This window comes from Neorhizobium sp. CSC1952 (assembly GCF_030378245.1).
GTDB classification, from domain to species: Bacteria; Pseudomonadota; Alphaproteobacteria; order Rhizobiales; family Rhizobiaceae; genus Neorhizobium; species Neorhizobium oryzae_A.
The window spans coordinates 3,884,035-3,897,658 of record NZ_CP128416.1; the positions used below are offsets into that span (position 1 = coordinate 3,884,035).

Annotated in this window: 11 protein-coding genes; 4 read left to right on the plus strand and 7 right to left on the minus strand. The window is 63.5% G+C overall.

Annotation, left to right across the window (positions count from 1 at the left end; translation table 11 throughout):
* The first annotated feature begins 199 nt into the window (after positions 1-199).
* From QTA58_RS18830 to metF, 3 genes are all read left to right on the plus strand, one after another.
* Positions 200-2,503, plus strand: coding sequence for a methyl-accepting chemotaxis protein (locus QTA58_RS18830; protein ID WP_289670153.1), 2,304 nt, complete (start codon positions 200-202; stop codon positions 2,501-2,503).
* Between the two features lie 152 nt (positions 2,504-2,655).
* Positions 2,656-3,648 carry a metalloregulator ArsR/SmtB family transcription factor gene (locus tag QTA58_RS18835; protein WP_085424680.1) on the plus strand — a complete coding sequence of 331 codons (993 nt, stop codon included), beginning with the start codon at positions 2,656-2,658 and terminating at the stop codon, positions 3,646-3,648.
* Between the two features lie 13 nt (positions 3,649-3,661).
* Positions 3,662-4,549: a methylenetetrahydrofolate reductase [NAD(P)H] gene (gene metF / locus QTA58_RS18840; RefSeq protein ID WP_289670155.1), complete on the plus strand. Its 888-nt coding sequence runs from the start codon at positions 3,662-3,664 to the stop codon at positions 4,547-4,549.
* Positions 4,550-4,970: 421 nt separating this feature from the next.
* Here metF and QTA58_RS18845 read toward each other — a convergent pair whose 3' ends face one another.
* From QTA58_RS18845 to QTA58_RS18865, 5 genes are all read right to left on the minus strand, one after another.
* Complete coding sequence (locus QTA58_RS18845; RefSeq protein WP_289673217.1) at positions 4,971-5,888, minus strand: DMT family transporter; 918 nt, start codon at positions 5,886-5,888, stop codon at positions 4,971-4,973.
* Between the two features lie 94 nt (positions 5,889-5,982).
* Positions 5,983-7,185 (minus strand): lytic murein transglycosylase, encoded by a 1,203-nt coding sequence (locus QTA58_RS18850; RefSeq protein ID WP_289670156.1) that lies wholly within the window; start codon positions 7,183-7,185, stop codon positions 5,983-5,985.
* Positions 7,186-7,303: 118 nt separating this feature from the next.
* On the minus strand, positions 7,304-8,113 hold the full coding sequence (locus tag QTA58_RS18855) for a GH25 family lysozyme (RefSeq protein ID WP_289670158.1): 810 nt from the start codon (positions 8,111-8,113) through the stop codon (positions 7,304-7,306).
* A 145-nt stretch (positions 8,114-8,258) separates the two neighbouring features.
* Positions 8,259-8,927: a class I SAM-dependent methyltransferase gene (locus QTA58_RS18860; RefSeq protein WP_289670161.1), complete on the minus strand. Its 669-nt coding sequence runs from the start codon at positions 8,925-8,927 to the stop codon at positions 8,259-8,261.
* Positions 8,927-10,174 carry a DUF3419 family protein gene (locus QTA58_RS18865; protein ID WP_289670163.1) on the minus strand — a complete coding sequence of 416 codons (1,248 nt, stop codon included), beginning with the start codon at positions 10,172-10,174 and terminating at the stop codon, positions 8,927-8,929. Before QTA58_RS18865 ends, QTA58_RS18860 begins: the two co-directional genes overlap by 1 nt.
* Positions 10,175-10,339: 165 nt before the next feature.
* Between QTA58_RS18865 and QTA58_RS18870 the strand changes: the two genes are divergently transcribed.
* On the plus strand, positions 10,340-11,689 hold the full coding sequence (locus tag QTA58_RS18870; RefSeq protein WP_289670165.1) for a serine hydrolase: 1,350 nt from the start codon (positions 10,340-10,342) through the stop codon (positions 11,687-11,689).
* Between the two features lie 20 nt (positions 11,690-11,709).
* Here the strand turns inward: QTA58_RS18870 and QTA58_RS18875 are convergent, their stop codons facing one another.
* Together QTA58_RS18875 and QTA58_RS18880 are read right to left on the minus strand one after the other, a co-directional pair.
* A complete protein-coding gene (locus tag QTA58_RS18875) occupies positions 11,710-12,834 on the minus strand; it encodes a transglycosylase SLT domain-containing protein (protein WP_289670167.1) in 1,125 nt (374 codons plus the stop codon).
* A gap of 113 nt (positions 12,835-12,947) precedes the next feature.
* Positions 12,948-13,583, minus strand: a complete 636-nt coding sequence (locus tag QTA58_RS18880) for a hypothetical protein (RefSeq protein ID WP_289670169.1) — start codon at positions 13,581-13,583, stop codon at positions 12,948-12,950.
* Positions 13,584-13,624: the final 41 nt, after the last annotated feature.

Here is a 13,624-nt window from a genome sequence, read left to right on the forward strand (position 1 = left end):
CGGCTCGGCGCCGGGGTTTTGCATTTTGAAGCGGTAAGCAAAGGGTAAATCTTCGACCCCCAGGAATTGCGGGGGATTCTTTCTTGTCAGGGGGCAATACATTCGCAAAGGTTCTTGCGTAGTTCTGCCTCGGGGAGGTCCATGTCTTGTCGGGCCTTCGACGCGTCATGAAGACGGACTTATTTTGAGGATCGATTTCATGCTGCGTTTGATTGAACGCTTGCCTTTCCGTACATCGCTGACGCTTCTTGCCGTCATACCCACCGCCGCGACGATCGTGCTGGGTGTGGGTCTCGGGTTGAATGCCTATGAGAAATACAAGCAATTCGACAAGGCGCGGATTCTTGCGGATTTGGTGGCGCCGGCCGGCAGCATGATGAATGCGATTTCCGCCGAAAGCTACGCCGGGCCTGCCGAGCGTGGCGCGGCGCGTGCCCGCGTGGATGCGGTCGAGAAGATGCTGGTCGACAATCACGCGAACATCAAGGCCCAGGGCCTGGCCGATCGCGGCCTCGACGAGGCGATCGCCGGACTGGAAGACCGGTTCAGCCGCATGGCGGAATTCCGTGCGAAGATCGATGCCGGCGACAAGAACCCGCTTTTGACCGCGCAATATCTTACGCCTCTGTCGCAGCAGACGCTCGATACCGTGGCCCGCGTCGCCAACATGACGGCGGACCGCGGCCTGGCGCGCGCCATCGACGGCATTCATGCGCTGGTGCAGATCAACAACGGCTATGCGATCGTGACGCGCATGGGGCAGCAGTTCGCCAGGAACGGCACTTTGACGCCCGAGGAAATCGCCCGCTACGTCCAGGGCCGCCAGCAGGTGCGTATCTACGAGAAGCACATGCGTTCTTCGCTGACGCCGACGGTGCTGGCGAAGCTCGATAGCTTCTGGAGCACTCCCGAGGGCGCTTTCGCAACCAACCTCCTGAAGACCTTCGATGCGCTGCAATCCTATACTCCTGCCGGCACGGACCATGATCGCTGGATCGACGCGATGGAAAAGCGCCGGCTGTTTGCTGCCGACCGCGTCGATGAGGCTTCCGGCGAACTGGTGCGTCTCGCCAACAGCCAGGCCACGGCCGCTTCCAACGACCTCTGGACGATCAGCGGTCTGCTCCTGGGCTTGATTGCCATCGTCGCCTGCTTCGGCTTCCTTGTCGTCCGCGGCCTCTCCAAATCGATCCGCGGCATCGGCGATCGCATGGCGAGCCTCGCCGGCGGCAATACCGAAGAGGCCATTCCCTATGCCGACCGGACGGACGGTATCGGCGACATGGCCCGCTCCGTCGAGGTCTTCCGCGAGGCTGCCATCCGCAACAGCGAGCTCGAAGCGGAGGCGGAAGCCAATCGCCGCCGCTCGGAGATCGAGCGGCTCGAACTGCAGCGCCAGGCGGAGGCGGAAGCCGAGGCGCGTCTCAACCAGGCGACCGGGGCGCTCGCCGCAAGCCTGCGCCGTCTCGCCGACGGCGACATGCTCTGCGAGGTTCACGAAGCCTTCGCGCCGCAGTTCGAGGGCCTCCGCCACGACTTCAACACTTCGGTTCGCCAGCTTCGTGACGCGCTTCTGAGCGTCGGCAGCTCCGTCGCGACCGTCAACAGCGGCTCGCGGGAGATCTCTGATGCTTCGGACGATCTTTCCAAGCGTACCGAACAGCAGGCGGCCTCCCTGGAGGAGACGGCTGCAGCGCTCGAAGAGATCACCGCCAACGTGGTCGCGACCTCCAAGCGCACCTCGGAAGCCCGCGATATCGTCCGCGACGCCCGCACACGCGCCGATCAGTCGGGTGAGGTGGTCCGCAATGCGGTCGTTGCCATGGAGCGCATCGAGAAGTCTTCCCAGCAGATCGGCCAGATCATCGGCGTGATCGACGAGATCGCCTTCCAGACCAACCTCCTTGCCCTCAATGCGGGCGTCGAGGCGGCCCGCGCCGGGGAGGCAGGCAAGGGCTTCGCCGTCGTCGCGCAGGAAGTCCGGGAACTCGCCCAGCGTTCGGCAAACGCCGCCAAGGAGATCAAGGGCCTGATCTCCAACTCGGCAGTCGCCGTCTCGGAAGGCGTCAAGCTCGTCAGCGACACGGGCGAAGGCCTGGGCGTCATCGAACAGCTCGTGCAGACCGTCAACGGTCATATGGATGCGATCGCGACGGCGGCGCAGGAACAATCGGTCGGTCTCGCGCAGGTCAATACCGCCGTCAACCATATGGACCAGTCGACCCAGCAGAATGCTGCGATGGTGGAGGAGATGAACGCCGCCGGTGCGGGGCTCGCCCAGGAAAGCGCCAAGCTCAGCGATCTGCTGTCGCACTTCCAGCTCGGCAACAGCCCGTCGGGCCAGCTCCGCGAAACCGCCGCGCGCATGCGCGCTCCGGCAGCGCCGGCGCCGGTGTCTCGACCGGCCGCGGCTCCGGCGAGCCGTCCGGCTCCGTCGCGCCCGCCGGTCGCACATGGCAATACCGCTGTTGCCCAGTCCGCGGACGAGTGGGAAGAATTCTGATCCGGACGGTTCGATTGGCAAGGATGACGGTGAGGGCGGCTTTGGCCGCCCTCTTTGTTTATCCCATGCCGCTCAAACAGTTATTGCTTGCACGGCTTCGCGAAATCATATAAACATATCTTTATATCTTGATTGGATAAGGATATGGCTTCATGGGTTTGGCGCTCGATACCCTGGTGGATGTTCTGAAGACTGCGGGCGAGCCGACGCGTTTCCGTCTGCTTGCCCTGCTCGGGGCCAGCGACCTCACCGTCACCGATCTTACGGAAATCCTGGGGCAATCGCAGCCCCGCATTTCGCGGCATCTGAAGCTTCTGGGGGAGGAGGCCCTGATCGACCGATACCAGGAGGGTGCCTGGGCCTATTTCCGCCTGAAGCATGAAGGAAAGGCGGCGACCCTCGTCCGGACGCTGCTTGCGGCTGCGTCCGAGGATGATCCGGTGCTCCTGCGCGACAGCGAACGGCTCTCGACGGTCAAGCGCCTGCGCGCGGAGCGTGCCCAGGCCTATTTCAGCCGCAATGCCGCCGAATGGGATGCGCTGCGCCTGCATGTCAGCGACGCGGCCGTCGAGGCTGCGTTGCTCAAGCTGGTCGGCACGACGCCGATCGACACGCTTCTCGACCTCGGTACGGGCACGGGCTGGATTCTTCAGCTTCTCTCCAACCATTACCGGCACGCCATCGGCATCGATGCGAGCCGCGATATGTTGGCGGTCGCACGCGCCAATCTCGACAAATCGGGCATCGTCAAGGCCTCGGTCCGCCATGGCGATATCCTCAACCTGCCGCTCGAAGGTCAGGATTTCGACCTCGTCACCATTCACCAGGTGCTGCACTTCCTGGATCAGCCGGAACTGGCGATCGCGGAGGCCGCGCGCGTGCTGCGTCCGGGCGGCCGCCTGCTGATCGTCGATCTGGCGCCGCATACGCTCGAATACCTGCGCGACGAACACGCCCATGTGCGCCTTGGCTTTTCCCACCAGGTGATGGCGGAATGGCTTGAGAAGGTCGGTCTCGAAGTCGAGCAGGCGATCGATCTCGGCTCCGGCAAGGAGGGCGCACTGACGGCCACCGTCTGGCTTGCCCGCGACCGCCGGCTGCTCATCGCCAATCCGACCTCCGCAGAATTCCAAACCGTCCTCTAAGGGAGCTGGACCAATGACCGCCCTCCGCGAACCTTTCAGCGTTTCCTTCGAATATTTTCCGCCGAAGTCGGACGAGATGGAACGGCAGCTCTGGGAGACCGTCGAACAGCTTTCGGTCTGGGAACCGGACTTCATCACCATGACCTACGGCGCGGGCGGTTCCACCAAGGAGCCGACACTTGCCGCCGTCAAGCGGATGATCGGCGAGATGGATCTGCCGACCGCGGCGCACCTCACCTGCGTCGACGCCTCCCGTGAGGAGGTCCGCGCGGTCATCGAGGATTTCCGTGCCGCCGGCGTCCGCCGCATCGTCGCGCTGCGCGGCGACCCGACGACCGGCGTCGGCACGGCCTATGCGCCGCATCCGCAGGGATATTCCCGCACCGCCGATCTGGTGCGCGGCCTCGTCGAATACGGTGATTTCGATATCTCGGTCTCGGCCTATCCCGAAAAGCACCCGGAAAGCCCGGACATCGCAGCCGATATCGAAACCTTGAAGAGCAAGGCCGATGCCGGGGCGCACCGGGCGCTCACGCAGTTCTTCTTCGACAACGACGTCTTCGAACGGTACCTGGAAAAGGTGCGGGCAGCCGGAATCACCATCCCGATCGTGCCGGGCATCATGCCGATCCAGAACCTCGCCCAGCTGAAGCGTTTCGCGCGGCGCTGCGGGGCATCCGTCCCGGCATTCCTGGATGCGCGCCTCGATGGACTGGACGAAAAGCCCGAGGAGCGTGCCGAAGTGGCTGCGGATATCGCTGCCGAACAGATCGAGGACCTGATCCGGCGCGGCATCCACGATTTCCATATCTATACGATGAACCGCGCAACGCTCGTCTCGGCCGTGCTGCAGCGTCTTGGACGCGGCGAGTTCCGCGGCGCGCGGACGGCCGCTGCCTGAGATGCCTCGAGGCATTAAAAAACGCATGCTCAAAAGTGAGCATGCGTCTTATTGGAAGTGCTGATTATCAAACGGTCACGGATGCCAGATCACGACCTGTAGTAAGGGAAAGCGCGGTGCTCAGATGAAGAGCATTGACACCACGAACACGAACGCCGCACCGACTATCAGGACATTGAGAGAGTATGTACGTCCCATGTCTGCCTCCTTGCGTTGACCGTTAAAGTGTATGTCGCTTTTGTGTCGATTGGAAAGCGGATTTTATGCTGCAGCGCCGTCCAACACGACGTCAACTTCGCTTCATCTTTTTATAAGATATTGATTATACGAAATAATTCTATCGTTAATGATAAGGCTCGAAGCGTTAAAAAGTGATGTATGATTGTTAATTTCAGTCATATTTCGTGAGGGTGCTGTTCATCTATGAGACTTTTTCGGGCCGATTGCTGCGGGTGCGAAGGAGCCTTCCGTCGAGCAGGACGAGCCCGAGACCGATGAGCAGCATGCCTGCCAGATCGGTCGATTCCAGCCGCTCGCCGAGGAAGAGCGCGCCCAGAAGAATGGCGCTCGGAGGAACGACGAGCGTCACGAGAGAGGCATTGGTGGCGCCCGCCATGCCCAGGATGCGGAAGAAGAGCAGATAGGCGAAGGCGGTCGATAGCAGCGCCAGTGCCAGGATCGCCAGCACCGCATGGGTGGACGGCACAGGCAGCGTCCAGGGCTGATCGGCGATCAGCGAGACGGGCAGCATCATCAGGGTCGAGGCGGTCAGCTGTCCGGTTGCCGACACCGGCGCCGGCAGGTGGCGGAAGCGTTTTCCATAGGTTCCGGCAATGCCGTAGGAGACGGCCGCAAGCACTGGCAGGACGAGCGCCCAGAGCGGTGCGGATGCGGCCGACGTAACGCTTGGCCCGATCAGCACAGCCGTGCCTGCCAGTCCGAACAAGCAGCCGGCGAGCTTGGCGGCCGACAGCTTTTCGTCCGCCGTCCAGCGATTGGCGATGAGCACGGTCCAGACCGGCGTCGTTGCATTGAGGATCGAGGCCAGGCCGGCGCCGATTTCCGTCTGGCCGAAGAAGATCAGCGTGTGGGGCAGGGCGTTGTTGACGAAGCCCATGACCATGAAGGGCCGCCAATGTGCGGCAAGCGAATCATAAAGTCCCTGGCGCCCGTGAAGATAGATGTGCAGGGCAAGTGCTGCGAGGAAGAGGCGCAGGAAAACCAGCGTGAAGGGCGGCACTTCCAGCACGGCTATGCGTGCGAAGAAGAACGATCCGCCCCAGATCAGCCCAAGCAGCAGAATGAGCGCCCAGGCCGTGGCGCTGGGTTTCGGATTGATGGCGGCCGTCATGCGGATTCTCCCTCACATCGGAAACGGGTATCCGCAAAGGAGGCGAGTCGCCACCCGAAACTTGTGGAGGCGGTGGACCTGCTCAGAGGGCGGAGAGAAGCGCCTGGGTCGGCCAGCCGTCCGCCGGCAGGCCAAGGCGTGCCTGTTCCTTCTGGACAGCCTGGCGCGTGCCGGAGCCGAGAATGCCGTCGATCTTTCCGACATTGTGGCCGAGGGCCTCGAGCTTGGCCTGCAGCGCCTTCATGCCGCCGTCGTCGAGGCCTGCCTCCGGCGTGCCCTTCAGATAGGGCGGAGCGCCGGAAAGCCGGGTGGCGAAATAGGCTGCCGACGTCGTGTAGATGAAGGACTGGTTCCACTCGAGATAGATGCCGAAATTCGGGTAGGTGAGGAAGGTGGGCCCCTTGCGGCCCTGAGGCATGATGAGGGCGGCCGGCAGGTCGCCGAAATTCGTGTTGCCGTCGCGCGGGGTGACGCCCAGCTTGAACCATTCGCCGGCGGGCATCTCGTTGCCGAGGCCGGACCTCTCCCACGGCAGGTTATCCGGCAGCGTCACTTCCTGAATCCAGGGCTGGCCGGCCTTGAAGCCCAGGCTCTGGATGAATTTCGCCGCCGTCAGAATGGCGTCCGGCGCGCTGCTCTTGACGTTGATGTGACCATCGCCGTCACCGTCCACCCCATAGGCGATGATGTCTTCCGGTAGCATCTGTACCTGACCGATCTCGCCGGCCCAGGCCCCCGTATTCGTCGAGGGGTTCAGGTCCCCGTGCTGGACCATCTCGATCAGCGCGATGAGCTGCGGGCGGAAGAGTTCCGGACGGCGGCAATCGTGGGAGAGCGTCACCAGGGCGTTGCGCGTGTTGAAATCGCCCTGGATGGCGCCAAAATCCGTCTCCATCGCCCAGAAGGCGGTAATCACGCCGGGTGCCACGCCGAATTCGCGCTCGGCGCGGTCGAAGACTTCGGCAAATTGCTTCAGCTTCTGGCGGCCGATATCGAGGCGCGCCTGGCTGACGGTACGCTGCGAGAACTCTAGGAAGGTCTGGCGGAAGACGCCCTGGGCGCGGTCGCGGGAAAGGACCTTCTGGTCGATCTCAGCGCCGGCCAGCGCTTCGTCGGCGGCGCTTGCGGGAATGCCCTTGGCAACGGCTTCGGCCTTCACGCCTTCGAGAAAGGCACCCAGATCGCCGCCGCAGCTTGGCGCGGGCGTCTGGGCGAGTGCGGTGGAGGCGAGGCAGCCGGTGATGACGGAGGCAAGGGCAAGGCGACGGGCAAGAGCAGCGGACATTCGACGGTTCCAGTGTGAATAAAAGCGTCGCCCATGTCCGAAAGATTTGTGACCGAAACGTGGGCGATGATGCGGCTGGCGCAGTTTTTATCGCAACCCGCAACGCGGCGCCAGATAGCTACTCGGCAGAGGCGACGGTCTTATTGTCGCTGGCGGCCGCGAGCCAGCTCTTCCAGGCCTTGGCGGTGCCCGCGAAGACATTGATGTCGGTCTCGCCCCTGATGCCCGGCACCACGCCGGTCGACGTATATTGCCAGAAGGCCCAGCGGCGGCCGGCATAGATTTCGCCCGGATGGGCGGCAACCGAGCGCAGCCAGAAATGATAGCCGTCGAAGGCGCCGACCAGATTGTCCCGGTGGAAGTCGACAGACGTATAGATGATCGGCCGCCTGCCGTAATGGGCTTCGATGCGATCCATGAAGCGCTGCATGAGGGCACGCACCGTTGCAGGATCAGGCCGCAGCTTGCAGGTCGGGGAGGCATGGTTCCATTCCATGTCCAGCACCGGCGGCAGCATGTTCGCTTCCTTGGGCACGTTGGCGATGAACCAGTCCGCCTGGTCTTCCGGCGTCGAGCAGAAATAGTAGAAATGGTAGGCGGAGTGAGGGATGCCGGCGGCTGCGGCATTGCGCCAGTGCTTTTCGAAGGCCGGGTCGATGCGGTCCTTGCCTTCGGTCCCCTTGATGAAGACGAAGGCGATGCCGGACTTCTTCACGGTCGCCCAGTCGATACCGTCGCCGTTCCATTTGGAAACGTCGATGCCGTGGACCTCATGGCGGCCCGGATGGTTCCTGCCGAAATCCTGCGGATCGGTATCCTTGAAACGCATCCCCTTGACCGAGGCCGTCTCCATCAGGTCGTAATCGGTGGACGTGCAGCCCGTGGCGAGCATGGCGGTCGCAAGGAGGGCTAGAAGGAGCCGAGGCATGGATGTCCCGTGTTGATGCCGATACAGGAAGCCTCTTGCCCGCGGACGCTGAACGACGGAGGCACGAACTCCATGTTCACCATAACGTCGTAAAAAATCGGTTAGGGCAAGAGGGTTCATGCTCGGAATGCGAAGGCCGGCCGGTTCAGCCGCGCCGGCGGATGACCGCATGCCAGGCATAACCCCGACCGATCTCCTCGAAGATCATGTCGGCGTCCGCCGCCGCAAGTTTGCCCTCCAGCACTTCATGCAGGTCGGGTCGGGGTGTGACATGGAAGCGCGTGAGCCATGCCTTCAGCAACCGTCCGAACCAGCGGGGCAACCGTTCCTGCTGACCGAAATCGACGATGTGCAGCGAACCGTTCGGTGCGAGTGCCGCAAGCGCGGCATCCACCGCCTTTTCCCAATTGGGAATCATCGACAGCGCATAGGAGATCAGGATGCGGTCGAAGCCCGCGACGCCGAAATCCTCAGCCTTGAAGTCGGTGGCATCGGCCACCTGGAAATCCGGCGTGACCGGCTTGGCACGGAAATTCGCGCGGGCGCTTTCCAGCATCTCGGCGGAGATATCGAGGCCGAAGAGCTTTGCCGTCGGATAGTGCCGGTGGGCAAGGAGCAGATTGCGGCCCGTGCCGCAGCCGACTTCGAGCAGCGTCCCGCCGGGCGGCACATGCAGCCCTGAAATCGTCCGGTCGCGGCCGAAGAGGTAATATTTGCGGGTGATGTCGTAGATATGGCGCTGGTACCGGTACATCCGGTCCATGCGTTCGGCGTGATCGCCGGGGAGGGAAGCGCTGGCCATATCCGCCGCCATCAGGCTTTTCTCACATAGATGTGGAAGCCGCCGTAGATCGCCGAGCGGTCCTGAAGATTGAGCTCGCTGGAACGCTCTTCGAGATAGGTCCACTGATCGAGCAGGGCCGGCGAAAGGCGGCCGTCGAGCACGCTCTTTTCGGCAGCGGTGCGGAAGATCACGCGCGCACCCGGAGCGGCCGTCCGTGTGATTTCCGACCAGAGGTCGTTGAGCTGCTGGTCCGTCATCCAGTCCTGCGCGTCGAGCAGCACATAGCGGTCCACGGCCGCGGCCGGTTTCTGCGCCAGAAGCTCGGTGAAGCTTGCATGATGGACCGTGACGCGTTCGGCATTGTCGCGGATGGCGCGGTAGTTCTCCGCCTTCAGATAGGTCGGCAGCGTGCCTTCCTCCGGCTTCGGATAGCGGCGTACGAAAGCCTGCCAGGCGAAATAGTTGTCGCGCAGCGGGAAGTGGCAGGCGAGTTTTTCAAGTCGCTGCCGCAGGACCGGCGCGATCGAGCCGTCGGAAGCGAGGCTTGCCAGCTCGTCATATTGCTGCGGCGGGATGCCGAGACCGAAGAGCGAGCTCTTGCGGCTGGTGACCCAGCGGATCAGCGGCTTGTCGAAGAGCGGTGCGACGCGGTCGTCGAAGAACTGGCGCTGTTCGCGCAGCGAACGGGCATTCGCCATTTCGGTGAGGTCGAGGCCGTGCAGCCGGGCGATCAGATGCCCGGCGCCGATGAAGCGGCCGAGCAGGCCGGTCTTGTAGATGTTGCGGTCGAAGACCTCGATCCGGCGGCGGCCGGAGAGCGAGCGCCTTTCCCAGTAAGCGCGCGTCGCGGCATCGAGGTTCGGCGCGATGAACGTGTCGTAGCTCCTGCTGTTGGAGCCTATCCCGTCCATTCCGAAGTGGCGCACGACATCGCCATGGCCCGGCAAATGGCGGAAGGCGGCCAGCTTGAGGCGGTTCAGCGCCACGTGATGCGGATTGAGATCGACGACGTCGATCCTCTTCGGCGAGCGGGAGAGATAGGCGAGCATATTGCAGCCGCCGGAGCCGATCGTCACGATCGAGTGACCGCCTGTGAGCTCCATCGCCGCCATATCGACATCCGGGTCCTCCCAGATCTGCGGATAGACGAGGCCGGAGAACAGGAGGCCGAAAAGCCTTTCCGAAAAACCTTGCCGCGATAGTGCTTTATGCTGCAGAAGCGCATCCTTCAGCTTCTGGTTTTTCCGAAAACCGGCTTCCTGTGCAATATCCGCCATGGTCGAATCCCGCCTGTCCAGAGTTTCAGGGCGTGTAAACCCCTCGTGCTACAGATTGATGACGCAGCCTGTGGCCGGTCCGTAGATTGCGCCGCAGATCACCGAAGCCCCCTTCCGCCGGGCAGAGAATCCTGATTGCATGCGGCCGCGAAACGGGAGACGGGCATGCGGCTGTTGATGCGGATTGTGAGGATCGTTTTCGGCGTCATTGCCATTGGCCTGATCGGGCTTTTCATCTGGCTCTACACATCCCCCCCGGAATTGCTCCGGGTCGGCAGCGGCTATGCCGCCAAGATCGTCTGCTCCAACGTCTTCATCGCGGGGCGCGATAGCGAGGAGGTGCTGGCGGTCGACGTCCAGGCGCCGGGTCATCCGCTTCTGCGTCTGATGGATGTCTCCGTGAACGAGCCGGAAAAGCGGGTACATGCGGCGCTGCTTGGTTTCATCGCCGGCAATGACGCGGTCTACCATGAGGGTCTGGGCTGCTCCGTGACGCCGGACGGCAACGCGCCGGCTCCGTTGAATGTGGCGCGTTCCGCCCCGGTCGCGATCGATGAAGCCGTCCTCTGGCCCGAAGGCGGAAAAATCGAGTCCGATCCGAAGGTTGCGGCTCTTCTTTCAGGCGCTGCCCTTACCGGTCCCGGCATGCGGGCGGTCGTCGCCGTCAAGGGCGGGCGGATCGTCGGCGAGACCTATGGAGGGGGCTTTTCGAAGGATACGCCGCTTCTCGGCTGGTCGATGACCAAGACGGTGACTGCGATGATCATCGGCACGCTGGTTCGTGACGGAAAGGTGTCTCTCGAAGACAAGGGGCTGTTCCCGCAATGGCGGAACGACCAGCGCAACGATATCCGGCTTGCCGACCTGCTTGCGATGGAAAGCGGGCTTGCCTTCAACGAAAATTACGGCACGGTCGCGGATGTCACCCGCATGCTCTATCTCGAGCCGGACATGGCGAATTTCGCCGCGGACCAGCCCCTCGAAGCCGATCCCGGTACGCGCTTCAACTATTCCTCCGGTGTCGGCGTGATGCTGTCGAAGATCTGGATGGACAGGATCGGCGGCAAGGCGGCCGCGCTCGCCTACCCGGGCAACGCGCTGTTCGGGCCCCTCGGCATGACGAGCGCGGTGATGGAGACGGATGCCGTCGGCACGTTCGTCGGCAGCTCCTACATGTATGCCACGGCGCGCGACTGGGCGCGGCTCGGCCTGTTTTTGGCGCATGACGGCGTGTGGAACGGCAACCGCATCCTTCCGGGAGGCTTCGTCGCCGAGATGCACGAGCCGAACCGAACGTCGAGCGGGCGTTATTCGAAGATGCAGACTTGGCTGCCGGTCCGCAGCGGCGAGATTCCCGCCGACGCGTTTTTCCTCGACGGGCATGACGGCCAGAACGTCATCGTCGTGCCGTCGCTCGATCTCGTCGTGGTGCGACTCGGGCTGACGCCTGGCTGGGAGCGCTACAGCCCCCTGCAGCTTGTTGCGGAAATCGCCAAAGCAACAGCGGCACCCTGAGGTACCGTTGTCGAGCTTCCTTATTTTTCAAGGACGTGCAGCATGTCCTTGCGCTTGGCGTCGTAATAATAGCCGCGCGCGTAGAGCTTGATGGCGTTGTCGTTCTTGTTGTCCGCGACGAGCCAGGCGCCGCGCAGATATTTGATCGCGTATTTGAGATTGGTTTCGGCGTCGAGCAGACCCTTCGGCGGGCCTTCGTAGCCCATCGACTTGGCGGTCGCATACTTGATCTGCATGAGGCCCCAATAGCCGTCCTTGTGATAGGCCTTGGGATCGTAGCGGCTCTCGCGGTGCACGACGCGATGGACGAGGGATTCCGGCACGCCGTACAAGCCCGCGTAGCGATGGATCAGCTTCTTCAATTCCGGCGGCGCATCGGCTGCTGTGGCCGGCAGCGGATCGCCGGGTGCCGGCGGGAAATCCATGCGGCTGTCGATCGCCGAGACGGCGGCGACCGCCTTCGGCTGGGCGGCATAGGCAAGCGTCGAAGTGTCCGGCCGTGGCGTCGGGACGACCGACTGCAGCGCCACCATGTCGGGCGTCAGCTCCGGTTCGTCGAGCGCGATCGCCTGGGCTGCATCCGGCTGGATCCTGCCTGCCGTCACGGCAGGCGCGACCACCGGAGAGGTGAGACGGCCGTCCTTGGAGGCGGCAAGAATCGTGGATGTCGCAGGGGCAGGCGAGGGCGGTGCCACGTTGGTGGATGTCGCGGGTGCCGCCGGCGGAGCGGGGAAGGCCGCCGAAGCCGGTGCGGGCGCGAAGGCGACGAGCGGCGCCATGGTCGGAGATGCCATCGCGGCCGTCTGGATCGAAGCGGCTTCCGCGGCCGGCGGAACGGGGACCGGAAGCCGTGCGGTTTTTGCAAGCGCGACCGTCGGCTGCGTGCCGGAAGCCGGCTGAGTTCCCGCGATCTGGCCCGCGGCAGGTGCCGGCTGAGCCTGGTTGCCCGGAAGATTGGAATTGTACTGGATGATCAGCTGCCCATCGGCGGATGCTGTCTGGGTGGGCGCCGCTTGCCCCGCCGGAGCCGCGGTCTGCGTCGCCGCAAGCTTCTGCTCGGGATCGACACTCGAACATCCGACGAGAGCGGAGGAAACGGCACAGGCTACCGCGGTCCCGCGGCCGAGGAGTCGGATTATCGCCATTGGGTCGCTTTCATGAAAAATGGTTACCCCAGTCCGCCCAAACGCCACCGAAAGAGAATTTTCATTAACCCATTGGGCAACGTCCGGCAAGACGGTGCGGGCCTGCCGAAAGGTCAGGCGGCGATCCGGCGATAACCGGCCGTGACCGCGCGCCGCGAGATGAATCGCGTTTGAGGCTTGCGCGAGGCTGGGTTGAGGGCGGCGGCGCGGCGTTTGCGGCCGAGCACGCGGCGGGGGAAGAAGACGTGAACACCCGCGGCGAGCACCGTGCAGACCAGGAATGTGGCCTGCATTTCAAGAAGCTGCGGCAGAAGCGGAAGCCCGGGGTCGATGAATTGAGCCGCTACGGCGGCAAGCACGACCGGATAGCGCGTACCGAAGGCGGATTTGCCGAAGAGACATCCGAAAATCCGTGCCGTCCGACATTCGGGGAGATTGTCGTTGTCGGCGATCGGGCCGGAAATGCGCGGATCCTGATAGGACCACAGCACGTAGAGCATCAGATAGGCGATACCCGCCCAGGATATGGTTTCCAGCAGTCCGGGCAGATAGAGGGCCGCCAGCGCAAGCGGGATGAGTGCCGCGATCAAGGCGACGGACAATCCGGCGGCAAGCCCCGGAACCGTGGCGACCGCCGTGCGGCGGCCGCGCTGAAGCGAGAAGCTGGCGGTCAGGCAGGCAAGCGGACTGGGTAGAAGGACGAGAACGAACGCGGTCGCGGCAAAAGCGAGCCAGATTTCAGCCGTCATCCCATTTCCTCCCGAACGCCGCCGGCGCGTCCGTCATTTTC